The sequence below is a fragment of the Calothrix sp. CBUCES-K 9914 genome, from assembly GCF_059640475.1.
Genome location: NZ_JBXXZH010000137.1, coordinates 1 through 25,044, shown reverse-complemented (window position 1 = coordinate 25,044; position 25,044 = coordinate 1). Strand labels below are relative to the sequence as shown.

Annotated in this window: 14 protein-coding genes and 1 pseudogene; 6 read left to right on the top strand and 9 right to left on the bottom strand. The window is 37.9% G+C overall.

Annotated features, from left to right (window positions below; all coding sequences use genetic code 11):
- Positions 1 to 67: 67 nt before the first annotated feature.
- Positions 68 to 790 (top strand): hypothetical protein, encoded by a 723-nt coding sequence (locus AC2JBO_RS26530; protein ID WP_496956624.1) that lies wholly within the window; start codon positions 68 to 70, stop codon positions 788 to 790.
- A gap of 43 nt (positions 791 to 833) precedes the next feature.
- Here AC2JBO_RS26530 and AC2JBO_RS26525 read toward each other — a convergent pair whose 3' ends face one another.
- From AC2JBO_RS26525 to AC2JBO_RS26510, 4 genes are all read right to left on the bottom strand, one after another.
- Positions 834 to 1,169 (bottom strand): XisI protein, encoded by a 336-nt coding sequence (locus AC2JBO_RS26525; protein WP_496956623.1) that lies wholly within the window; start codon positions 1,167 to 1,169, stop codon positions 834 to 836.
- Between the two features lie 343 nt (positions 1,170 to 1,512).
- A complete protein-coding gene (locus AC2JBO_RS26520; RefSeq protein ID WP_496956622.1) occupies positions 1,513 to 2,226 on the bottom strand; it encodes a hypothetical protein in 714 nt (237 codons plus the stop codon).
- Between the two features lie 75 nt (positions 2,227 to 2,301).
- Complete coding sequence (locus AC2JBO_RS26515; RefSeq protein WP_496956621.1) at positions 2,302 to 2,613, bottom strand: YkvA family protein; 312 nt, start codon at positions 2,611 to 2,613, stop codon at positions 2,302 to 2,304.
- A gap of 379 nt (positions 2,614 to 2,992) precedes the next feature.
- On the bottom strand, positions 2,993 to 4,543 hold the full coding sequence (locus AC2JBO_RS26510) for an AAA-like domain-containing protein (RefSeq protein ID WP_496956620.1): 1,551 nt from the start codon (positions 4,541 to 4,543) through the stop codon (positions 2,993 to 2,995).
- Between the two features lie 441 nt (positions 4,544 to 4,984).
- Between AC2JBO_RS26510 and AC2JBO_RS26505 the strand changes: the two are divergent.
- A pseudogene (locus tag AC2JBO_RS26505) lies at positions 4,985 to 5,400 on the top strand (XisH family protein).
- Positions 5,388 to 5,717 carry a XisI protein gene (locus AC2JBO_RS26500; protein ID WP_496956619.1) on the top strand — a complete coding sequence of 110 codons (330 nt, stop codon included), beginning with the start codon at positions 5,388 to 5,390 and terminating at the stop codon, positions 5,715 to 5,717. Before AC2JBO_RS26505 ends, AC2JBO_RS26500 begins: the two are co-directional and overlap by 13 nt.
- Positions 5,718 to 5,750: 33 nt before the next feature.
- On the opposite strand, the gene AC2JBO_RS26495 is transcribed toward AC2JBO_RS26500, so the two are convergent.
- Positions 5,751 to 5,906, bottom strand: coding sequence for a LysM peptidoglycan-binding domain-containing protein (locus AC2JBO_RS26495; protein ID WP_496956618.1), 156 nt, complete (start codon positions 5,904 to 5,906; stop codon positions 5,751 to 5,753).
- A complete protein-coding gene (locus tag AC2JBO_RS26490) occupies positions 5,893 to 6,285 on the bottom strand; it encodes a hypothetical protein (protein ID WP_496956617.1) in 393 nt (130 codons plus the stop codon). The genes AC2JBO_RS26495 and AC2JBO_RS26490 overlap by 14 nt, the downstream gene beginning before the upstream one ends.
- Positions 6,286 to 7,599: 1,314 nt before the next feature.
- On the opposite strand from AC2JBO_RS26490, the gene AC2JBO_RS26485 reads away from it, so the two are divergent.
- Positions 7,600 to 8,019, top strand: a complete 420-nt coding sequence (locus AC2JBO_RS26485; protein WP_496956616.1) for a VapC50 family PIN domain-containing toxin — start codon at positions 7,600 to 7,602, stop codon at positions 8,017 to 8,019.
- Positions 8,020 to 8,139: 120 nt separating this feature from the next.
- On the opposite strand, the gene AC2JBO_RS26480 is transcribed toward AC2JBO_RS26485, so the two are convergent.
- From AC2JBO_RS26480 to AC2JBO_RS26470, 3 genes are all read right to left on the bottom strand, one after another.
- A complete protein-coding gene (locus tag AC2JBO_RS26480; RefSeq protein ID WP_496956615.1) occupies positions 8,140 to 9,273 on the bottom strand; it encodes an ABC transporter substrate-binding protein in 1,134 nt (377 codons plus the stop codon).
- Positions 9,274 to 9,363: 90 nt separating this feature from the next.
- The gene (locus AC2JBO_RS26475; RefSeq protein WP_496956614.1) at positions 9,364 to 14,961 is read right to left on the bottom strand and encodes an LpqB family beta-propeller domain-containing protein; all 5,598 of its coding nucleotides are present in this window, start codon (positions 14,959 to 14,961) and stop codon (positions 9,364 to 9,366) included.
- Positions 14,962 to 15,161: 200 nt separating this feature from the next.
- Entirely contained in the window at positions 15,162 to 18,584 is a 3,423-nt protein-coding gene (locus AC2JBO_RS26470; protein ID WP_496956613.1) for a DUF7379 domain-containing protein, read from the bottom strand.
- 911 nt (positions 18,585 to 19,495) lie between these two features.
- Here AC2JBO_RS26470 and AC2JBO_RS26465 point away from each other — a divergent pair.
- A complete protein-coding gene (locus tag AC2JBO_RS26465; protein ID WP_496956612.1) occupies positions 19,496 to 20,938 on the top strand; it encodes an NB-ARC domain-containing protein in 1,443 nt (480 codons plus the stop codon).
- 140 nt (positions 20,939 to 21,078) lie between these two features.
- The gene (locus AC2JBO_RS26460; RefSeq protein ID WP_496956611.1) at positions 21,079 to 24,708 is read left to right on the top strand and encodes a WD40 domain-containing protein; all 3,630 of its coding nucleotides are present in this window, start codon (positions 21,079 to 21,081) and stop codon (positions 24,706 to 24,708) included.
- Positions 24,709 to 25,044: the final 336 nt, after the last annotated feature.

Here is a 25,044-nt window from a genome sequence, read left to right as displayed (position 1 = left end):
TTTAGGGCGCATTCACCCAGCTAGTGCCTGCTCCAGCAGTTCTTAAATCTGGCGAAGGTATTGATTTATGGAAGCTTATTTAATGCAGCGTGGAAAGCGTGATAAATTTACAGACCAAGAATTTTTCGACGCTTGTAATCGTTTGTCCTTAATGGTCAGTCACGGTAATATTACGGTACTATTAGCAAAATTATATGCCGAGCAGTTAATTGCTAATGTTGAAAACCAAATTGTGTATCATATTCCGCAAACAATACCCAATTTGATGCTAGGGTATCTCAACGAATTAAACCGCGATGTCGCTAGTGATAAATTAGACGATAGAATTATACATCAAGATACAAAAGCTATAGCTTGGGAATGTTTACAGCGTAATTACCAACCAGGAACGACTTCACGCGCGGATGCTGTAACTGCTTTATCAAGTATAAACCCTCTGGATGTAGACAGGCGCCTCGACTACCTCGAAAATCGTCTACATCTAATTCAAACCGTTGGTTCTGCAAAAGATAAAATCAGGTTTTGTCTCGACCCATTAGCTGAGTACTTAGCTGGTTTGTATGTTGTGGAGATATATGGAAACAACGATGGTAAATGGCGTTCAGGTTTTTTGAAAAAAGCTGATGATTTGGTTAAAGCGTTGGGACAAGATACAATTAAAGGGTTTTTACTGGCAGTTTCTGATTGTTACATGTCGCAAATTATAGGCGCCAAACCTTCTGATTTTGTAATAGTTAGATTAAGTAAGCTTACTGGAGTAGTAAATGTAATGCAGTCAGTGGCGCCGTAGGTAGGGCTATGCCTCACATACATCTGTATTCTATAAACATCATTTAAGCAACAGCATAACCAGTATATTGCCTAACATCAGGATGGTGAAATGCTAAAACAATTTTATTTTTAGGTACACCAGCAGCTACTAAATCATCGGTAATTCCATCCTCAATTCCATCTCGATAAATCCAAATTTTTTCATTCTTAATAATCACATCAACTACACATCCATGAATTCGCAAATCCTTATCCCAACCATAAATCATCAACAAATAATGATTTCTATCTTGGCTAATAACAATTTCAGATTCAATCTCACCATATGAGTAAGGAATATCAGCATGATGCTTCAAAATTTTATAAATATTTTCTCGGAAAAATTCTAATGTATCCATTGAGTAATCTCCTTGCTTTCAGGGTCAAACACGATTAATCTAACTACAGTTCGTCTCAATAGTAATTGACGTATCGTGATAAATATCTCTGGCAGGCATTCATAACTCCTACTGCTGCAAGCCTATAAATATTATCAGTACTTATGTATGCTTAAGCTTTAGTTTAATAAAAATTAGCATAATCGTCCGTACACAGGTTATGGTGTAGCATAGTGTTTAATTTTTAGAAAGTTACAAAATAATGGGATGAACTTGATAAGCTCATCCCATATATATATTAGTTATAAGTTTGGTAATTCGTATGGTGGGCAGTGCCCACCCTACTTTGTTTCAGGGTTGCTATTTACAGTTTTGCAGCAGCAGATTCTAGAATAGTTTTAAGTTGCTTTCTAATTACTTGTTCAGTTTGGGCAACTGTGGCGCCTGCTTTTGCTGCTTTATCATCTGCTTGTGCGTGGTATTCGTCAACAGGAGATGGTTCGCCTGTTTCCATTTTTGCTTTTGTAGCTCTGTATGAAGTTTGTGCAGTTTCCCAGCGTTGCTTAACTTGGGTGTAACGGTCTCCATATTGTTCTGTTAGTTTACCATCCCAGGTAGATAATAGTTCTTTGAGCGAGACATAATCTTTTTGAAGGCTTGTAGATAATTTGCCTCTCAAAGCGTTGAAGGCTGATAGTAGTAAAGCAATTATACGATTACGAGGTGCTTTTTGCTGGCTTTCTACTGCAACTAGGGCGCCGTCTACTGCTTCAAAAATTTGTTGTTCACCAATAGTTTGACTGTTGGTAGCTTGCTTATCTTTTACACCTGCAATGGCGCCTTCCATTGCTGCCATTGCTTCATCTTTAGCTTGCTGACCTTTAGTTTTAAAATTCTCTATAACTGCTGTAACAGCATCTTTGGCAATATCGCGAATTTCTCCAGAACCACCTTTGATTTCATTTACAGCTTCATTAACTGCGGCTTTAACGATATCGCGAACTCTTTGAGTTCTGGCGCCGCCTGTTTCTTTTACTTGTGCTAAATCTTGAGCAATACGTTCTTTAATTGTAGACATAATATGTTCCTCCTGATTTAAGTATTTGTATGTATTAAGATATACACAGATAATTTAGAAAAATAAGTTAGCTGGTTAGTTTACAGTCACAGCTTCAACGTCAATTACATTATTGTTCACTTTTACTGTATCTACTTGAGCATAATTATCACGCTTCTTGCGGTTTTGAAGTTGCTCCATAACAATTTGGGAAACTTCCGCAATTAAAAACGTAGCAATTACACCATCATCAAGAAGTCCCAAAACTGGTATAGCATCTGGTACTACATCAATTGGACTAATAAAGTAAAATAACGCCGCAGCAATAGCAGCCCATCTATATTTAGGATTACGTAACGCTTTACGAATACCGTTTTGCAAAACCTGTGTAAAAAACTTTTTTCTCATTTGTGGTTCCTTGACCTCACAAATTTATATTGACAGATATATCTCAAAAAATCTGGTGTAGATAACCATCAATAAATTCGTAAAAACACACCGTCCACTTTTTGTAGTGCCAACCGTACATATTGTGTAGTATCTTGTGACATCTTGTGGAGCAGGCATCCGAAGCTGCCCCTATATAAAACGCCTCTCATGGTAGTTAGAGTAGTCCAAAAAATAAATTATCCCGTAGGATAGGCGTCTCGCCTGTCCGTTAAATACCGTAGGACAGGCAAGATGCCTATCCTACAATATTTCTGCGATATTTTTAATTGGAACACTTTTGATCCCCTATTATTACAAATCCCCAAATCATCGGGAGGTTGCGGGGCTAAAAGTCTTACTACGCGCGTATAACAGTAATAGAACGTTTGTTTTTTGTAGTTGTAATTTGTGTTGATAGACGTTCTTCTAAAGGTGGTATCTTCGCGCGCCGATCAAAAATCAATAACCAACCAGAATCTGCTTCTATACGGGCTAAGTAATAGTCTATTTGTTCAAGACCCTCAGATAATGGGTCTTTTATTTTATCGCGCCAAACTTTTACTTCAATTCCTAATGTTACTGAACCGTATTTTAAACATAAGTCCATGCGACCGCTTCCAATTGCGTATTCGCGTTCTAGAGTTCCCCCTCCATTAATGACGCGATGTAAAAATGCCATTAGTACTAGATGGGGTGCTATTTCATGGTATACAGTGCTACCTAGTAATGGTTCGCCATGCTGACGCCAGAATTTTAAAAATGCTTGCAATAGGGCATCAGCGTCTAATTTGCCTTCTTGCGTTAACCAAGTAGGTGCAATTTTAGGCAATGAAGCCATTGGTGTTACTGTTAATACTCTAGGTAAGACTTCGCGGTAAATGGGATTTGCAATTGTTAAACCGCCTTGTGGATCCATTTTACATAAACCTAGGTCGAGAACAAACTGGATATCATCCGCAGGAACATTTCCTAATTCCAGCCCTGCTAGCATTGGTTCGATAATTGCTCTTATTCTTGGTTCTCGAAGCCTTTCTGCAAGCGAGTCGAGGTGAGTATCTTGACGCGCGATTAGTATTTCCTTAGCTTTTAAAATATGTTCATCTGTAATTTCAACCGAAGTATCCTTTACCATCTTTTCTACAACTTCTTTAGCAAGCGCGTTTACTAACCAAGGTTGTCCCTGAGTTAAATTAAACGCAGTATCGATAGCAACGGGAGTGAAAACTTGCTCTGTCTCTAATGTATGTTGCTGGTATAATTCTTGCACCTCAGATGCATTAAAATCTCTTAATATTATTGAGCTAACTTTAATATTAAATGGACTCGACGTATTTAATCGTTCACTTCCACCAGATGCAACTTTGTAATCACGCACATCTCGTAAACCAATTAATCCTACAGATAACGGAAAATGTGTGGGACGGTCAGAATAGCCATCTCGTAGCTGCCGTAACAGAGAAATCAACGCTTGATCTTGTAGCGAGTCTATTTCATCTATAAATAACACTAAAGGTTTTGGAGATGCTTGTGCCCAAGCTTGTAAAGCAGCTTGAATTCTTCGCCCAGGAGGAGCTTCATCCCAAGCGGGGGGTTGTAACTCAGAGGGTAAATGAAACTTGGCACGCGCGCGCCAAGAGTCTAAAATCGCTAGTTCTGCGGCGCCTGGATCATGACTATAAGGCGCCCCCACTTCTGCAGATACCATGATTGCTGTGTAGCTTCCACTACTCGTTAGTTCCTTGGCTAGCGCTAGCATTGCAGTAGTCTTACCAGTTTGGCGAGGCGCATGAATTACGAAATAGCTACGTTGTTCAATCAACCGCTTTAAGTCTGGCAATCGACTGGTTGGCGACAACATGTAGTTAGTATCAGCTTGGCAGGGACCTGCGGTATTAAACCAACGAGACATGCAAAATCAATATTTGGTGGGCGCGAGCTTGATTGCTATAAGTGTAGCTCATAAGTGAGTTACATAGCCCGAAGTGAAAGTTTACAAATCTTACCTAAAACCTAACCCCCATTCTAGTACAATACAACTAACTTAAAAAATTAAATTTATTAATGTTTAACGAGCCTGTAGAACTTGTACTGACTGATTTAGCACAAGGATTACTTGCGTTTTCCTCCTTCACTTGGCGCCACGCTAGCCTTTTCTTGTGCTGTATGCTTGGATGAACAGGGTCATTCTCAAAGTGTTGACATTACAGTCAGCGGAGAATTTAGTGCTAAATTGAAACTGCGATGGCAAGCCGTTACATTAAAAATGTTACGTTGCTGGCGGCTGACTTACAAAGAGAGGTAAGCAAACAAAATAGACTGGCTATAATTATATCAGAATTAAAATTGATTCATGGCTGCTCAAGACTTATTTCATAATACAGTTAGAACAGCCTCGATAAAGATGGGTGGATAATTGCTGATGAACATCTATTTATTCAAGTTGAAGATGTTGATTTTTACATAGACTTAGCAGCAGAGAAAATTTTAGCTGCTGAAAAAACTGGTCAAAAAATAGCAGTAGAGATAAAATCTTTTTTAGGAGCCTCAGATGTAACTGAGTTTCACCTAGCACTAGGTCAATTTCTTAAGTATCGTTCAGCATTGAGATTGACAGAGCCAGATCGTACTTTGTATTTAGCAGTTCCGGAAGATGTATACGATGAGTTTTTTAGGCGTAAATTTATTCAAAGAGCTATTGAAGAATATCAACTGAAATTATTAATTTTTAACCCAGAGAGTGAGGAGATTATTAGATGGAAAAACTAAATTACCCAGCAGTAGTACAAACAATTCTTAAAAGTCACGGGAAAAATCGCTTAAATAATCAGACGGAAGTACAATTAATATTTGATATGGAGCGAGATCGCTATCAAGTTCTTAATATTGGTTGGCAACGTTTAACAAGAGTATTTGGTTGTATCATCTACGTGGAAGTTAAAGATGGCAAAATTTGGATCGAGCGGGATGGTACAGAAATTGGAGTTGCTAATGAATTAGTAGAAGCTGGAATTCCCAAACAAGATATAGTTCTAGCGTTTAAGGCTCCCTATAAACGGAAATTTACTGAGTTTGCTGTTGGTTAAAGTGGTACTACTTATTGCTGCAACAGCTAAAGCTTAGATGAACAGGAAATTGCGTGCATCTTGTTCTGAAAAAGGTGAACCATCTGGTTTCTTAATTTCATGCCAACGGTTGCCATCACCCAATTTTTGCTGGGCAATGTTAAAAAGCGTGTCTCCAGGTTGGATGGTGTAGGAACTATAGTTCTTCAATAGAAAGTATAGGCTTCCTCATACCATATCTTTTTTCCTCACCCAGTTTTGCATATAGTTCCTTGTCATATACTTTAAATTTATCTTCATCCCATAACTCAATTGAGGTACACTTTAAGAAAAAATGAGATGATGGTTCTTTAATAATTAGAGTTTCCTCTTCATTTAAGATTGTCATTTTATCTACACTAATATTTAGATGATTATCACACTCGAAAAAGTGGCAGTTGTAAAAAGCTAAGAAAAATTTTTCTTGCTTTTGATTTAGATTGACCTCTAAAAATAATAAATTATCCCATCTATCATATCGAAATAAACTTGCTGTACTAGTCGCTAATGATGGGAATTTATCGGTAAAATTGATTTCAACTATATCCATTTACAACTAAACTTCAAAGTAATATCTCTACTATTATATGCTTTAATCAAGCTCAATGGCTTTTTCAAATAAATCGCACTCGGATGAAAATCTAACTTTTTATTACGTCTTGACCGTTGATGATTTCAATTACGCTGAATAGAGGGCACATTACTTCAAAATTATTTTGGTCATAGAATTTGTATAGAGTTCGACAACTACCTATTTCCTCTTTTGAATTAGTCTCAATTCTCAAGCCTTGAAAAATCCATTCTCTATGAGTCTTTACATAAGTAACATGTGCAAATTTTATCAAAAAGTATCTACTATTTTTTTCAAAAAGTATATATAGTTCACGAAAGCTAGGGCTGTAAGCAAATAAAGTAGCTTTTAAGTTAATAAAGTAATTTGTAATTGATTGAAATTTTTCTACTTGATTGTTTGTGTCAATATCCGAGTACATCGCGCGTCAACTCCTTTAATTGATTTCGAGCAAGTCGAACTAATGCATTATATCTAATTTGGTCGATATACTTGATCGTGTGGTCTTATTGTTCCTCCTCGTTCGTAAAAGATCGTTTTATTAAATAAATCGTCATTGCTTATAATTTGATGGTACTCCCAATTTGTTATATTGTTGGTATCTTTGTCCCAAAAAGTTAGTTTGTTAGTTGTTAGACCTATTGAGCTTCTATCACTGAGAAAGTTTTGATAACGTTCTTCTCTTGAATCCATCCAGGTTAAAATGAATTTCATTCGCATTTCTCATTTTACTTAAGATAACATCTCCCATGAATCCTGCATCATCCGTCATAATAACCATGTCCCACTCAGCCCATTGATCGTAGTAGGGAGCGTCTACATACCTAGAAAACTTGTCAAGTAACTCAGGGTTTCGATGTCCATCAAATCCACCCCCTAATCCAAGAGAAATTTTACTAATACCTTTACCTCCAAAATGTATTTAGTATCAGGCGCCCCCTGAACGGTTACTTATTGCCAGCCTTCAAGGTAACATAATCTATCTCTCTATACTTGACCTACAAGTCATTCTTTTTACTACAGAGGCATAGAGTCAATATAGAAAAGAATTAGTGCAACCCTTCAAAATTAAGGCATTTGTTCAACATCAATGTCAGTACCAGGTCTAACTTCTAATAAACGAGCGCTACGATTTATTTTATGATGTCTATGTTTTATACCCGGCGCCACTACAGGATTTTCTGATGTGGTTGGTACTTACTGATTATTTGAGGCACATTGAACAGAGGGAATTCCGTTTTAAAAAACCGTCCTGACTTAACATTAGAACAGTTAATCAGGACAAAAAATCTGATGAATACTAATGTTCGTGGTTGTTTGGTGTCAGGTTACGAACCTTTGATTGCAACAATCGAACTTCCTGACCCAGGAGATTGCCATATCTTGGCAGCAGCTATCCACGCTCAAGCTAGTATCATAGTTACTTTTAACCTAAGTGATTTTCCGTCTCAGGCATTGAAACCTTATGGTGTTGAAGCAGTTCATCCAGATGAATTTGTTCAAAGGCTGATGGAGCTTAATTTAGAAGCAGTTTGTAAAGCAGCCCAAAGCCAACGTCAGACTCTTAAAAATCCACCAAAGACAACTGATGAGTATCTTGAAACCCTATTAAAATCTGGACTCAAACAAACAGTAGAAGTAATGCGCTTTGTGCGGAAATTTAGAATAAATTTGTTCTTATCGATAATTCTTATACCTCTAAAGGTCTTATAAAATAGAGCATGGTGTGGCGTAATATATTTTTATAAAGGTGTAAAATGATGGGATGAGCCTGAAAAGCACATCCCATAAAGATATTAATTAAGGTATTAATGCCAGAGGAGAAGGCAATCTTTAACGAGGATTAGGAACAAAATCAAAGTCGTGGCCAGAGCGCTTACCTGGTTGAATTTGCACTAGTTGACTTTTCATTGCTTTGCGATCTCCAGATGCCAAAAATTCGACTTTTTCAGTTGCCCCATCTGCAGTGAATTTTTCTGAACTTAACATTTCCGCAACTCCTGTACGGGAAGGTTTTTGCTGGAGTGCGGTAATTAGCGCTCTAGTAGCATCGTAGGACATTGCAGTTCGCCAGTTAATGTCTCCTCTCCACAGTTCCTGAGATTTTTGCACAAATTCGGTCTGACGATATAAACCAATGTGCCAAGGAACTGCTATATTTATATTACTGATAGGTATTTTTGTATCTTGAAACTTTTTCCACTCTGCTAAAGTTTTTGGCGTGTAGACATCATCACCTGCTAACAATTGATATTTTTCACCGCTATGTTTTACCACTTCAAGAGCATTGTCTAACGTTGTGGTATCTGCAAGCAAGACTAAAACGGATACTTGAGATTTAAGTCCTTTGATAAGTTTTTCAGCATTAAAGTCAGGTTTAGATAAGTCATATGAATCAGAAGGAACATTTTTGATAAACTCATTTTTCAGTGATTTACTGTACTCGCTTTTTTCGTTATAAAATACTACTGCCTCCTTCTGGTTAAGTTTGTTGAGCATATAATCTGCTAATGTAGTAGCAGCTTCTTTATCACTGGGAACGGTACGAAAAACATATTTATTCCCAAAGCCGAAGCCAAAGATGTTTTTTTGACCAAAATCTGACAAATTTACGGACGTACTAACAGGAGAAATTGTAGGTAATTCTTTGTTTTTATAAATTTCTCCTGCTGCTAAAGTAATGCCACTAGCATAGTGTCCTACTACTCCTAATATTTCAGGATTATCACCTAATTCTGTAGCGATTTTTTTGGCAATTTCCGGGTCGTTTTCATCATCGGCAATTATTACTTTTAAAGGTACACCTTTAATACCCCTTGTTATCGAATTGTTAATTTGATCTTGAGCTTGAGCAACACCCCGTAACATTTCCAAAGCACCATTGACATCATTTTTAACTTTGCTTCCTAGAGGAGCGGATACGGCTATTGTGTAAGATTTTTGATTGCCAATGCGAGCATTATTCAAGTAAATCAGCGCTTCTGGGTCATTAGGTTTTTGCTGTAGAGAATTTGTGAGATATTGAACAGCACTTTTGAAATCGCCATTATTAAACGCTTAAATTCCATCTAATTTGTCAGGATTGCTAACTTCTCTGACAAGAATTTTTTCGCCTCGACTCAAGTTTTCTGTGCCAATAGGGATAGGCACATTGCTACAAAGTTGGCGATCGCTTTGGTCAACATCGGCGTTATTTTGCAAGTAGCCATGTACCAACCTGCAAATTTCCACTAGCAAATCGTCTGTAGTACCAACTCGCCATAAGCTTACAGTACCTTGATTTGCACCAATTGCTAAATACTTCCCATCAAAGCTGAAATCAGCACTAGAAACATCTTTTGATTCACTTGAAAATTGCTGAATCCGTTCGCCTGATAAAGTGTCCCATAGTTTTAGTGTGCTTTTAATAGTAGCTGTTTTGCCAATTGTAGCTATTTGCTTACTATCAGCACTGAAAATTATGCGAGAAATATTATTTTGGTCAGTTTTGATGGCGCGTATTTCATTACCAAAAGTATCCCATAATCTTAGTGTCCCATCTGCCCCAGCAGTTGCTAACTGTTCTCCGTCGCGACTAAAAGTCATGCTAGTAATTTTCTCCTGTTGGGTTTGAAATTCATCCTGTTGCTTATTCAAGGAGGATGTATTCCAAATTTTGACCCTACCTTTATTTCCAGCGATAACCAGTAATTTGCCATTAGGACTTAGCAGTATGCTAGAAATGTTTTCGTCTGATTTATTTTTTTCTGGTGGTAATGTTTGTAAAAGATTATCCTTAATTTTCCATAAATTAACGGTGTCATTTTCTCCTTTGAAAGCAAGCCAATTAACATCATTGCTAAAAGATACAGATTTAATAGTATTTTTCTGTTGAGGTAGTTCACTCAGTTTTTTACCAGAAATATCCCATAAGCTGACAGTATTATCTGTAGTAATAATTGCCAATTTCTGCCTGTCAGGACTAAAAAAGACCTTAGATGTGCGAATTTGCAGATTTTCTTGGAACTGGTAAAGTTCTGTGTTGCTTATATCCCTAATTCTGACAGAGCCATCATCTAAGACATTCCAAAGTTGAATTTTGTTATTTTGATTAACAGTAGCCAATATTTTGCTATCTGAATCAAATGCTAAGTTATTAACACTTGTTTCTCCTATGGAAAATTGCATGGGTTGGTTGTTAGAAATATTCCATACTCTAACAGTACCATCCTGTCCGCCAGTAACAAGTTCTTTCCCATCCCAAGGATTAAAAGCAATACTGCTAATAACCTGTTGGTATGTCTTAAATCCATTTAGGAAGTTGACTTGAATATTTTTTTGAGGGTTTAAACGTGAAATACTCCATATGTTGAGTATGTCATTGTCTTCAGCAGTCGCGATTTGCTTACCATCTGGACTGAAAGCTATATTAGAAACTTTTTTTGGGCGTGTGTTAAATTGACCTACTTGTTGACCAGAAGTGTCCCAAAACCAAACTTGGCCATTTTGAGTTCCAGTCGCAAGTAACTGACCATCGGGGCTAAAAGCTACACTTTCAAAAATATTTTCTTTTGTATGCTTTCCATCTTTTACTTCTAATAGATTCAATTTATTATTTGCAATGTTAAGTAACCTGACAAAACCACTTTTATCTACAATAGCTGCTTGCTTACCATTAGGGCTAAAAGCAATACTTTTGATCTTGATCTTTTCCAAATTAGTTTTGAGTGGACTTCGAGTGTTATTACCTAAATTATCTAGCCACTGAATTTTCCCACTTTCTGTAATTGTAGCTATAGATTTTCCATCTTTACTGAAGGAGACAGTTGTTAAATTATTTTCATCTGTTACGAAGCGAGCAACAGAATTACCAAACATATCCCATAATCTAACTGTATTGTTGCCAACGAGAGTAGCTAGTTGTTTACCATCAAGACTAAATGCCAAGCTCTTAAGTTGAGTATCAGGAAGAAACCCCTCCAACGGTTGAATCGGAGTGCTTTGTTTACCTGAAGAATCCCATATTTTAAGGATAGAATCTTCACCAATAGTTGCTAATTTCTGTCCATCGCGATTATACGCAACATTATATATAACTTTTTGTGGTGTAGAGAAAGAATTATTTTGTTGAACATCTTTAATTTTTGTTACCTGACCTTGACTGTTTTGCTCAGTCTCAATTTTCCACTGCTGAACATTGCTGTCTTTTCCAACGGTTGCTAATTGTTTGTCATCAGGGCTAAAAGCTACACGTTGAATATCTTTTTGGTTAGTTTCAATGTCATAGAGCTTTTTACCAGAGGTATTCCATAGCGTTACGCGGTCATTTTCAAAAGTAGCCATTAAGTTACCTTTAGAACTGAAAGCAACACTAAGCGTATTTATTTTTTGAAGTTCTTCATTATTGATTGGACTATAACTCACGTTACATTTTTCGTTTTTAATGCGAAAATTTGTATAATCAATATTCCACATTTTGATACTGAAAAGTTTATTGAATCCATCTGGATTATTGAAAAGCACCGCCAAAAACTGACCATTAGGACTTAACACTACTCTATAAATAGATTTCTGCTCTAAGTTGGGTATAGAGAGATTTACACCCGAAGAAAAATCTACTTTTCCGTTTTCTTGTATATTCCATAGCTTAATTTTATCTTTATTCCCGAAGTTGACCAGTTTTAAATTATTTTTGAGTTTACCTACAACGCAGTAATTATTTTCACCATAATTAACAAACCCTAATCGATAGCCAGAGTCACCTGGAAACTGCTCAATTTGTTCAACTTTATCACCATCTGTTTTCCAGACTCTGATAGTATTTTTATCTCCAACAGTAGCTAAAATATCTTGATTGGGATGAAATGCCATACCATAGACACCAGCTCGGTCTAGCTGTAGTCGGTTACGTTCTCTAACACGATAGAAAACTTTTTGTAATGTAGCTTTTACTCGTGCTTGATGTTGCATTAGTTCTGTATCTTGCTGGAACAACTTAAAGAAGAGCCAATTATCAAAAGTTTCTCCTTTGAGAGGTTTTCCTGCACGTAAAATTTGACGTACAGATTCTAAATCGCGATTTGTTCCTAAACTTGATTCGGCACTTTGTCGGGAGGCATTAATTCGACCTAATTGCGCCTCTCTCTGTCCAATAACAGCGCTGTACGTTAGCCAACTCAAACCAAAAATAATGCCGATTGTAAGGAATCTAAACCAATTGGTATCGATGCGCTGCCATATAATACTGCGCCAAACAAAATTGGCTTCCAGTTCGTTAAACCAATCTTTTCCAGATTTTAGCTGCTTATCTAAAACATCAAGATAGGGGTCGTTATGCCAAAGAAATTGTTTTGGTTTTATTGTATTATTTCCTTTCTCATTTTCTTGACGTTTCCATAACTGCAAAACTAGATTTTTAGTTTGCTCTAACAGAATTTCTCCAGAATAAATTCTTCGCGCTATCCAATCTAATCCTGGTTCTGCACTTATAATAATTTTTGTTGCACGGCTAATAATTAAACGTTGTTTTTGTTGTTTTTGTTCTTGTTGTTTTTGTTCTTGTTGTTTTTGTTCTTGCCAATCTTCTGCTTGAGATGTTAATCGACGTTGCAAAGCTAAATCTTCTGGGTTTTGCCACTCCTGTAGTTTTTGCCATCTTGTTACTAGAGCATCATGGGCTGGCTCTACGTATTGTGTCTCGTTGCCTTTAGTATCTTTATCTTTATATGTAACTAGCAGACGTGCGTCAGTAAAAGTTTTGATAACGTCCTGTACTTTTTCGTTTCTGACTTGAGGGTAATTTAACTCGGACATTGGTACTCGACGACGCGCAAGGTTACCACCACCAAATGTTACCATCCGCAGCATGACATTTTTGATAATTTGTTCTATTTTTTCTTTGTCAGTGGGATTTGGAGATTTAGACACTAGGTCATTGTATACTTTGTCAGCCCGATGTGAAAGAGCCACGCTAACTCCACCTAGTTCTTTATAGTCTTCGTTTTTTGTTATAGCTCTGTCAATATTTTCACCTCTTTCTTGGGCCTTTTCTTGCCGCTGTAAATATTTTAAGTAGAGTTCGCTCAATGCAAAAGATAAAAGCGGTAAACCACCAAGTGTATTATAGACTTCATTTATCAAATCATCTATTAAGCTGTGGGGTTTAAAATAAAATACTCGTTTTTCTGCTGGTTTTTCAATTGCTTCTCGCAGTTCCTCCCGTGACATCATAGGTATATTAAATACTATTTCTTTCCATTTTATTTCCGAGAAATTCTCTGGTAAATACTTTTGAAACTGTGGTTCAAAGTCCGAACGTAGTGTTAAGACTACACGCAATTGGTCGGAAGAATTGGTAGTAGCATTTACTATTTGTTTTAAAAATTCTTTTGCCTCATCTTCATTTGGACAGAGAGTTATTAGCTCTTCACTTTGATCAATTAACAGTAATAGTTTGTTTTGATTTTGATTCAGGCTATCTATTAAAGTTTTACCAATTTCCTGATTGGCAGTATTAGCAGTGATGAGTTTGCTTGCTATCAGAGATTTTTTTAGCTCTTCAAAAGGGGACTTGCCCGGGCGTATTGAATTGATAATTTGCCAATTTTCTTTTTTTAATTTGGGAATTAATCCTGCCTTTACCAAACTTGATTTACCCGAACCTGAAGCACCTATTACAGCAGTAAAAGTGTTTTTACTAACACCTTTATATAGGTCTTCTATAACGACATCTCTACCAAAAAAATAATCTTCGTCTTTTTCTTCAAAAGATGCTAATGATTTATATGGATTTGTTGTTTCGTCTAGCTTAGGCGCCTTTCTCCAGTTTTTAGGATGATTGGGAGTGTCAAACAGAAACTCCCCTTTTTCGTGCTTTTTCAGGCAATATAAACCGGGAGTCTGTGGTTTTTTATTTGCTGTTATTGGTTCAATTTCTTTATTTAAATATGCATGTAGTTCTGCGGCTGTAATTATACCGTCTCCTTTAGGTGTATTTGATGTTGGTTGAGGAAAAACATCTGCTTCACCTTTCTCTAAAGCATTGAGTAAAGCTGCAGCAAAAGGAGAGTGGCCAGGACGATATTGACTTTCACCGCGTTCCGTATTGATATACCCATCATAAGCTTCTTCGTCATAGGCTGCGGAGAGAATTACCTGCCATACAGAATTTTTGAGATAATAATCGTATTGTTCTTTACAAAGTTGTTCATCTTCTGGTTGGTCTGAAGCTCTAGTTATCGACCAGCGGAGCGCACCAGCAAAACAGCAGTCAAAGATTCCCAAAAAGTGGCGACATTGTAAATTTATTAGCAAATCGTGTAATTTGTTCATTGCTAAAAAAGTGTTACTATTTCCTTTTTCACCATCTTGAGGAATTAGATAACCTGTTGGGCCATCATCACCTTGTACTGTTTTTCCATGACCTGCAAAGTAAAATATTAAACGGTCATTATCTTTAATTTCTTGTGGAAGAGTTTTCTCTAATAATTTAACTAATTCGTTTAAATTCGCTTCTTCATTTAATAATTGCCAGCGCACTTCGTAATCATGCTTCTCTTTCAGAACCTTAGCTATTTCTTCCGCATCTTTCACCGCATTATTTAAAGGGTTAACTCCCTTACTATAGTTATCAATGCCGATAATTACTGCTAAATTACGTTCAATTAAGTTAGACATAAGTAGTTCTAAATTCAAAGTTAAAAAAATTTTTCTTTGCTTGTCATTTCACCCCTCTTTACCTCAAAGAGGGATTCTCACATCTTGCTCATTCTCAACAAGGGTAAGGTGGACACTACCTGTTCTAAGAAGTAATGAGCTTTTTATGCTGAAATTTTCGCAACAAGACAGTGCTGCAAGGTATGAGGATTGGGGAGGTTTTATCTTCTCACCGTGCTTTTTATCGCTTGCTCTAAAGCTTGCGAAAGGGCCTTTAACCCAGTCTCATCTTGGAAGTAAATTAGGTGGTTGCAAGGTATTTCTTGAATTATAGGTTGAGGCGCCCGCTTTTGATTAACGCTTTTAATACTGGCTACGGAGACCGCAATATCGTTTGCTTGACCTAAGAAAGGAACAGCTATTGCTTTATCAACCAAAATACGCTTCAGCTTTTCCCAATGATTAGCAGCCACCATCATCGAAGTATTACCAGCAATAATTGTGTAAGGAACTTTTGGGTCGGGACTGGAAGCTAGTTTTTGTAAAAAATCTGATCCGCTTCGCATTTGGTCAAGAGTTGTATCAATCGCCTCAATAATATTTAGTAATTGCGAGACAACTTTTATCGGTAAAGGTAAAGGAGATAAATTATTAATCGCAAATGCAAGTAAAGTTGTCGCCCAATCTTGTACGTTAGACCAAGGAGAACCAGAATTAGGCGTACCCACCATAACTAAATGACTGACAACTTTATTTCCACCTAACCGCTCAATAAACCAGCGCGCAATCAAACCTCCCATAGAATGAGCAATAATGTGTAATTCTTTACCATGATTTGCTCCCAAACCGACATCCGCCAGTCGTTGTTTAAGCAGTTCGGCAGTCTTTTCAATCGGAGTATTTAAATTTTCATAGTCCAGGCAAAGTACTAAATCATAACTATCAGCAAGTACCTTTACCTGCCGCACGCTCTTTACCATACTTTCCGTAGCGCCAATTATCCCGTGAATAAAAAGAGCTATTTTCTTGGCGCCAGCAACTTTTTGCCTCACCAGTTGCATATCTGAAGAGTAAGTAACATTTTCCCGTGCGTCTACATTAACGATTCGCAGTAATGGGTAAGGAAAATCCTGCGATGTATATTCGCTCACTTTTTGATAAAAGAATATCCGAATAGCTCCTCCTAAACTGCGACGACCTTCGCTGACTGGTTCAGGAAGACGCTCAATTCTAATCTCCGTTTTGCCATCTTTAAACGTACCCAGTCCTAAAGGGAGAAAATACTCTCCATCGTAGGCAATTGGAAGTACCTTTTCTCCTCTTGCCAAACTCACATCAACCAACAACTTCAAAGGCTGTTGCGGAGTTACCGTTTTGATAGTATTAATGTTAATATTACTTAGTTCCAGCGCGCTTAAACCAGGGCTACTACCGCGACTGCTAGTAAATGGAAACGGTTTAATAACTTCAGGGTTATCCCGTAGAATAGGAGGTATAATATGGTTTCCTAAATCTCTAGTTGATTGGCTGATAGTAGTCAATCTGACATCAGCTTGTAAGCCGACATGAGATTTTAAAAACACACCTGACCCTAAAGAAACTCCATTTCTTTCTTTTGGTACTGGAGTATTCGCCAAAGGCTTTACAGTCGTAATAGCTACTTGACTTGTCACCCAATCATCATAAAATTCCTCATCTTCTGGATAGTCGCTCGCACGAGTTTGAACGCGATTCATCAAACGACTTAGAGTGCTTTTATACCGAACTTTCTCTCCGACATTTCGAGTCGGAGGAAAATCAAGCTTATCTAGTTGAAAGCGCGCAGCATAAAATTCATCAGTACTAGTAATTAGCTTGAAAATATCCTTAAACTCAGTCACTCCCTGCTCCCACCAACTTTTTGGGACTCCCAAGTAAATTGGTTGTTTATCTCTTGCCCAAGCTTCTTCCCCTGGATTCAGCCACACGCCACAGTTAGCAATAAAGTCGGGTCTAATTTCATACTCCTCCGTCAGATTTATTAAAACGCAGTACAACCTTTGCTTGCTCGTGTTTTTCAACTTGATAAATAACTGCGGTTGCTTAAATTTGCCTTGATCTAAACTATACTCCAGACGAGTTTGCGAGTTCTGTAGCAAATCTTCACCTCGATAAATCTCCATTTTGATCGCATCGGGTGCAATTCTGCTAGAAGCTGGACTTGCTAATTCAGCCATATTATTCCACTGAGTAATATGTTCCAACCTCTGAACAACTAAGGTAGCATTTTCTCTAGTATAATTTTTAACCGGAGCTACTAAAGGACGGTCATCCTCTGGTCGGACAATCAGGTATTCGCCATTGATAGCCATCACCCGAAATGCAACTTTTTCTACTTCCGTTACTTCCTGTACGTAAAGAGAAGGTTTACCAAATTCCGATGTCTGCAAAGCATTTCTAAGCAGTTGCACGCCTTCTGCATCTCCCGACAATCGCACGCCTTTCGGCGGTAAAGGAAGACTAGTAACAACCGCCTTAAAAGTCGTGTCAGTTGCGAGAGCGGAGATACCTGTAATTTTGACCTTGCTTAGTTGTGGTAATACCTCCGTCACTTCAGCCGTACTAACAGCATTCTTTAACTGTCTTAAGCTCTCCACTTTGCAGTCAAAGGGGAATAGAGCTAAACGGGTTGTTTCATCCTTCACTTTTGGTGGAATACCATGTACTGCACCCCCATCTTGAATAATCCAGCCGTGTTGCTTGTGATGGCAAATTGTGAAATAAGCTGGCGAAGGGGCAATAGCTCCTCCTAAAAATGGTTGCTCAGAATCTTCCAGATGTGTGGCTTCTAATTGCGGTGACTGATCTGTAACTTTGCTGCGTACTAAAGCTTTTGTCCGATTAAATAAATCTCGGTAAGTCAAACTACCGTTGGCTTTTTGTAAAGTATCCAGCCAGAAGTAACAAAAAGTTCCTCTAGTTTTACCGTCTGCGTTATATTCCTTTGCTTTCTCACTATCAAGACAAGCTGCTAAAAGAATATGTCGTCCTTTGGGCAAATTCCAACCTGTGGCATTTTGATCGGGAGTAGGGGAAGTTACTACTAATTCCCTAAGTTCTTCAGGAGAAAAAATGAAAGAATCTAAAGGACGATAACGTTTATCTATAGGTACTAGTCGCACCCCTGCTTCCTGGAGAGGATTTCTGCTACCTGAACCAGAATGACAGCAGTCCAAGATGAGAGTGATATGCGGGTTTTTTTCAGCTACCTCAGCAACTAACTTTGCCAATTCTTTGTCTGCTAAATCCCAACTACCACGAGTACGACTGTCCCAACATACCAAAGTTTCATCTAATCGGTCTGGTTCTAAATGCCAAAATTCCTGTGGCGCTTGCTCTTGAGAACCATGACCGCTGTAGTAAAACAGCGCTACATCATTTTTACCTGCTTGACATAAATGCTGGCGAAAACCCTTAATTATTGCATTCCGAGTGGCTTCTTGATCTTTTAATACCTTGAGGTGTAATTCAAATCCTTCACTCTCTACTCGCCCCTCTAAGTATTCTTTCACTGCAATGACATCATTAATACAACCCTTGAGAGGATTAATCGGTTCGGGGTAGTTATCAATACCAACCAGCAGCCCATATATTTTGCGTACCATAAAGTATCTCTCAAAAAAATCCTAGTTTAAGACCTTATCTGTGTAATGAATTTCAAACTATATCTACTATAGGTGTAAGCAATATCAACTTATTCACGCTAGCTTGCGTAAGCTTTACAAGGTTTCTTGTTCTTATCAATGTTTGTACGCATAGCCAGTTAAAAGACCTTGATATAGGTCATAAGGGTTTGAAACCGCAGTTAAATCTTTTTCATTTCATGTTCTTATAGGTGTAAACAGTATTAATTTATTTAATAAACTAATGGGCAAAACGGTAAGTACTTCAGATTTAGGGTTGAATTACGCCAAAAGCACCATACCCAACCTACGAACACATGACACTTAACTAAAGTTAAGTTGTTGGCTATAAAATATTAAAAATTGTAAATTGTTACATCTGTCGTGTAAAAAAAATTCTATGAATTCTAAAAAATGATTTGGTAAATTTGATAGCACCTTTTTTGAGAGGATAGTCTTAATGTGCAACATTACTGTAAAATTACACAAGGCAAGTTAAGCAACTTAAGCTCAAGTTAAGCGTTTTGCAAAATGCTTATCTTTCAATACATGTATAAAATACCACACTTGTTTATCGGAGGTTAACTATGAAAAATTGAATTAATAGAGTTTATTTAGTCGCTACAGCATTGCTTGACTCTACGCAGTTTTCACAAGTGATGTAGTCTAAAAAAGTACACAAGATGTTACAGACATTAGTACAGTTTATGCTTTTGAGTTTTGGATTTGATTTCTGCATAAGTACAACGAGTGCGAAACCTATAAGAATATATCAAATATTTGAATCTAAGCTAAAACATTTGTTCTATATTTGATTTCTGAAATCTAGATGCTTCTATATATAGAAGAATTTTATTTTTTAAAAATATTTAATTCATTTCTGTTTAACACAAATGAAACAGCACACCAAACGGCGCCACCGAGGCGTTATCCTCACTCTTAAAGGCTGGGATAAACTTCAAACCGCTATTGAATCAAAAGAAAATGCTGGAAATTGTTTTACTTTAGAAGAACTTGCTGCCCGCATGGTTTTAGCGCTGCATACGGTTTCTAAAATAATGGGTCGCAAAGAAGTTGTAGATAAAGGTTCTTTGCAAAAAGCCTTTAGTGCCTTTGGGCTAGAGTTAGTCAAGAGTGACTATAAGCAACCGACCCAATTTGAGGATGTGGAAGTACGTTCATGTGCTAACCAACAGCGAGACTGGAGAGAGGCGCCGGATGTATCGATATTTTATAATCGCTCTGCTGAGTTGTTGCAGCTACGACAGTGGATGTTAGAAGAACGCTGCCGTTTAGTGGCATTGTTAGGAATAGGGGGTATTGGCAAGAGTACGTTAGCTGTAAAGTTGGGGCAGCAAGTTCAAGCTGAGTTTGATGCAGTGGTGTGGCGCTCATTGCAAAATGCTCCACTAGTAGAAGATAAACTGGCGAGTATATTGCAATTCTTACTGTGGTCGCAGAGAAAAGGAGCAGTGATCCCCGATAGCTTTGATGGAAAATTATCTCTTCTAATAGAATGTCTAAGCTCAAATCGATGTTTACTAATTTTAGATAATCTTGAGACTGTTTTATCTAGTGGTGTAAAAACAGGACTTTGGCGCCAAGGCTATGAACAATATGGTCAGTTAATCAAGGCTATTGCTGAAGTTCCTCATAATAGCTGTGTAATTCTCACCTCCACAGAGAAACCACGAGAAATAGCGCTTTTAGAAGGAGAGGCAACCAAAGTCAAATCGTTGTCAGTAAAGGGATTACATACTGCTGAAGGGCGCCTGCTATTTGAGCAAAAGGGACAATTTACAGGAACTGAGCAACAGTGGCAGAAGTTAATTGAGCATTATGGCGGCAACCCCCTAGCATTAAAAATGGTTGCAGCAGCCACACAAGAAGTTTTTAACGGCAAAATTTCCGAGGTTTTACAATGCATAGAGCAAGGGGCATTCATTTTTGATGATATCCATAACTTATTAGAACGTCAGTTCAATCGTTTGTCGGCAGCAGAACAAGAACTAATGCACTGGCTAGCAATCAAACGAGACCCTATATCCTTAACCTCAACAGCTTTGGATATAAATATTTCAGGAAGGCGCCAGCTACTGCCAACAATCACATCTTTATTACAACGGTCATTAATTGAAAAAAATGGCGAGCAGTTTTTCCTGCAACCTGTGGTGATGGAATATGTTACACAGCGGTTAAATATCCCCAACCATGTAGAGACTCCATTAATGGAGTCTCTACCAAAAAATATTAACTTGCTTCCACGTAACTCATATTTTATACCTACACCCTATAAGGGTGGGGCTATACGAACAAAGCCTGCCTACGCAGGCTAATAACCTTAATTTTGCGTTTTATTGATAAAAATATGTGTTTATTAGTAAACAAATGCTTCAGCGTAAGTCCTGATATAAATTATTTTGCATAAGAACTAAATTTTGCTCAGTAAAATACGTGAGACGTTTAGGTAACGTTAATGAAACAGCAAAAAAATCGTCGCAACCGGGGTGTTATTCTCACGCTTCAAGGCTGGGATAAGCTCAAGAATACTCTCGTTCAAGCTGAGTTAGACGAAAACGCACTATCCAGTTTTACTGTAGAAGAACTCGGCGCCCGTATGGAGTTATCGCTGCATACCGTCTCTAAAATTATGGGGCGCCTAGAAAGTGTAGATAAAGGTTCATTACAAAAAGCTTTTAGCGCCTTTAAATTAGAGTTAGATAGAGATGATTATACCCAACCGAGTGAAGAGTTTGATGAGTTGGAAGTTAGGCGTGCAAATCCACAATACGATTGGGGAGAGGCGCCGGATGTTTCTGTGTTTTACAATCGTTCAACAGAGTTGTTGCAGCTACAACAGTTGATATTAGAGGAACGCTGCCGCTTAGTGGGATTATTAGGAATTGGTGGCATTGGTAAAAGTGCATTAGCTGTAAAGCTGGGTTTACTTCTTCAAGCTGAATTTGAGGTAGTGGTATGGCGAAGTTTACAAAACGCTCCACCAGTCGAAGATAAACTCGCAAGTATACTAGAATTTATGCTGTGGTCGCTGCGAAAAGAAATGGTGATCCCTAATAGCTTTGATGGCAAACTATCTAAGCTGATGAAATGTTTGATAAATAACCGATGTCTAATAATTTTAGACAATGTTGAGACAATATTATCGAATAGTGGTCAAGCTGGACAATATCGTCCTGGCTACGAGGAGTATGGACAATTACTCAAAAGTGTTGCAGAAGTACCTCACATTAGTTGTGTTTTGCTTACTTCTAGAGAAAAACCAAGAGAGATGGCTATTTTGGAAGGAGAGGGTACTAAAGTCAAATCACTGTCACTTAAAGGGTTGAAAGAAAATGAAGCGTACTTGTTATTTCAACAAAAAGGACTATTTACAGGTACACAGCGAGAGTGGCAGGTACTAATTGAGCATTATGGAGGCAACCCATTAGCATTAAAAATGGTTGCTGCGGCAACCCAAGAGCTTTTCAATGGCAGAATTGCTGGAGTGTTACAGTATGTGGAGCAAGGGGTATTAATTTTTGATGATATTTCTAACTTATTAGAACGTCAGTTTAACCGCTTATCATCAGTAGAACAAGAAGTGATGTACTGGTTAGCTATTAATCGAGAACCTGTGTCTCTTTTCGAGTTAACTCAAGATATACTAGCAACTTCAAAGTATCATTTACCCCAAGCTCTCAAATTTTTACTGCGACGCTCATTAATTGAAAAAAGCGACGATAAGTTTTTTCTGCAACCTGTGGTGATGGAATATGTTACACAACGATTAGTTGAAGAGGCTTCTCAAGAAATAAGTAATTGGAGCAGCGTTTTTAATGCTCAATTCCCGAATTTATTCCAAACTCATGCTTTAATGAAAGCAACAGCCAAAGACTATGTTAGGGAAATACAAAAGCAATTGATTGTGCAACCATTGCTTGAGCAACTTTTAATTGATTTTGGCAGCAATGAAAAGCTTGTAAATCAACTTAAATATGTGCTTTCTCTATTAAGAAATTCGGCACCAGTATTAACAGATTACACAGTTGGTAATGTCATCAATTTACTGGCATATCTAAAGATAGATTTGCAGCTTTTTGACTTCTCAAATTTTAACATTTTGCAAGCCGACTTACGGCGTGTTAACTTAGCTGGTGCTAATTTTAAATCCAGCTTTATCACAAAATCTGTATTTGCAGAATATTTAAGTAATGTTACGGCATTAGCATTTAGTCTAGATGGCAATTTGTTAGCTGTAGATAGTATTAATAGTCAGATTTATGTTTGGCGCCTGGAGGATTTTCAACATCTTTTAACGGTTCAAATATGTAGTAGCTCTACATCAACAGTTGTTTTTAATTCAAATGGCAGTATTTTAGCATGTAATAGTGACGATAATACTGTTCGATTGTGGGATACTCAAACAGGTCAATGTATAAGAGTCTTGGAAGGTCATACATCAATAGTTTTTTCACTAGCTTGGAGTTTAGATGGTAACATATTGGCAAGTGGCAGTTCTGACCAAACGATTCACTTGTGGGATGTGCATACAGGCAAGTGCCTAAGAATTTTGCAAGGTCATACCGATGGAGTATCGGCACTTAGCTTTAGTCCAGATGGTAAGATTTTAGCGAGTGCTTGCATTGATTCATCGATTCGATTGTGGGAAGTAAGTAAGGGTGAATGCGACAAAGTATTACAAGGTCACACACTCACCATACGCGCGTTACGCTTCAGTCCAAATGGTAAGACCTTGGCAAGTGGTAGCGACGATTGCTCAATTCGGTTGTGGGAAGTTTATACAGGTAAGTGCTTAGAAGTTTTAAAGGGTCATACTGATTTGGTTCAGTCGCTAGCTTGGAGTCCAGATAATTGTACGATTGCAAGTGGGAGTTACGACTGTTGTATTCGTATATGGGATATTTTATCCGGTCGGTGTTTAAAAATTCTTCAGAACCATACGAGTGTAATTTGGTGGCTAGCTTGGAGTCCAGATGGCTTGACTTTTGCCAGTGGTAGTCACGACTCTAGTGTGCGATTGTGGGATGGAAAGCTAGGTAAATGCTTTAAAGTTTTGCAAGGTCAATCTAAATCAGTGCGTTCAGTGGCATGGAGTCAGGATGGTAAGACTTTTGCAACTGGCGCCGATGACGATAGTGTCAAATTGTGGAATGTTGATGGTCAATGTTTAAAAGAATTGTATGGACATATCAGGGGTGGAATTTTTGCAGTGAGCTATCCACCCATAAATGTTGACAACCCAAAAAATAGGTTCTTGGCAAGTGGAGGAGGAGATTGTACAGTCAGGATATGGGATATACAGACAGGTGAAACCTTAAAAGTGCTAAGGGGTCATACGTATATGGTATGGGCAACAAGTTGGAGTCCAGATGGTCAGACAATCGCAAGTTGCAGTAATGATGCTACAGTCAGGGTGTGGGATGTGAAGACAGGTAAAACTTTGAAAGTCTTATCTGGTCATACTGGTTGGGTAACATCAGTTAGTTACGCATTCAATAATAATTTCAGTCAAAACTCAGATGTTGTGTTGTTAGCAAGTTGTTCTTTTGACGGCTCTGTTCGGTTATGGAATGAAAAAACGGGTGTTTGTATTAAAGTATTGCACTACGGAATAAATCATATATTATCTACACTCTGTTTCTCTCCAGATAATCTTTGCATAGCAACAGGCGCCTCGGATAGCTCGATTTATTTGTGGGATGTGGAGCAAGGTAAGTGCTTTACCGTGTTAAATGATCACACTAATCGTATATGGTCAATATCTTGGAGTCCTGATGGGCGCCTTCTGGCAAGTGCTTCTCAAGATTGTACAGTTAGGTTATGGAATGTAAACTTAGGTACGTGTTTATTTGTTTTGCAAGGACACACAAATGAAGTTTGGTCGGTAGATTGGAGTCCTGACAGTAACACCCTAGTCAGCGGTAGTACAGATGAAACGATTCGGCTTTGGGATGCCAAAACTGGGGATTGTATTAAAACTTTAAAAACTAGGCGCCTTTACGAGGATATGAATATCACTGGTGTAACCGGGTTAACACCAGCCCAGAAAGCTACATTAAGAGCTTTGGGAGCAGTGGAACACTAATACCAAAGAGTTCATATAAGAAAGTGGCAAATTACCCAGGTTTTTCCACACCTAGCACAATTGCTCAGATGCTCCAATTATTGCTGTTTGGAAATCCTAAAGGATAATGAAACTGTTGAATTAGGGAACAGGGAAACACACTAGCTCTAGTATTCTGACACTTGTATTTCAATATGACACTTAACTAAAGTTAAGTTGTCAACTACTCACAACTAGGAGTTGGTGCGCTCAGGCTACAACAAGTCTTATAACTTTAGCACTTACTTAACGATGTTTATGGTGCGTGAAAGCACTGTATTTTGCGTGCTTATTGATTGATAGTAATAGCTTGAAAGC

Coding starts and splice junctions, on each gene's coding strand:
- AC2JBO_RS26525 (WP_496956623.1), bottom strand. CDS start 1,169: ATGGATACATTAGAATTTTTCCGAGAAAATATTTATAAAATTTTGAAG.
- AC2JBO_RS26460 (WP_496956611.1), top strand. CDS start 21,079: ATGAAACAGCAAAAAAATCGTCGCAACCGGGGTGTTATTCTCACGCTT.
- AC2JBO_RS26520 (WP_496956622.1), bottom strand. CDS start 2,226: ATGTCTACAATTAAAGAACGTATTGCTCAAGATTTAGCACAAGTAAAA.
- AC2JBO_RS26475 (WP_496956614.1), bottom strand. CDS start 14,961: ATGTCTAACTTAATTGAACGTAATTTAGCAGTAATTATCGGCATTGAT.
- AC2JBO_RS26485 (WP_496956616.1), top strand. CDS start 7,600: ATGAATACTAATGTTCGTGGTTGTTTGGTGTCAGGTTACGAACCTTTG.
- AC2JBO_RS26490 (WP_496956617.1), bottom strand. CDS start 6,285: ATGGATATAGTTGAAATCAATTTTACCGATAAATTCCCATCATTAGCG.
- AC2JBO_RS26515 (WP_496956621.1), bottom strand. CDS start 2,613: ATGAGAAAAAAGTTTTTTACACAGGTTTTGCAAAACGGTATTCGTAAA.
- AC2JBO_RS26465 (WP_496956612.1), top strand. CDS start 19,496: ATGAAACAGCACACCAAACGGCGCCACCGAGGCGTTATCCTCACTCTT.
- AC2JBO_RS26470 (WP_496956613.1), bottom strand. CDS start 18,584: ATGGTACGCAAAATATATGGGCTGCTGGTTGGTATTGATAACTACCCC.
- AC2JBO_RS26530 (WP_496956624.1), top strand. CDS start 68: ATGGAAGCTTATTTAATGCAGCGTGGAAAGCGTGATAAATTTACAGAC.
- AC2JBO_RS26500 (WP_496956619.1), top strand. CDS start 5,388: ATGGAAAAACTAAATTACCCAGCAGTAGTACAAACAATTCTTAAAAGT.
- AC2JBO_RS26510 (WP_496956620.1), bottom strand. CDS start 4,543: ATGTCTCGTTGGTTTAATACCGCAGGTCCCTGCCAAGCTGATACTAAC.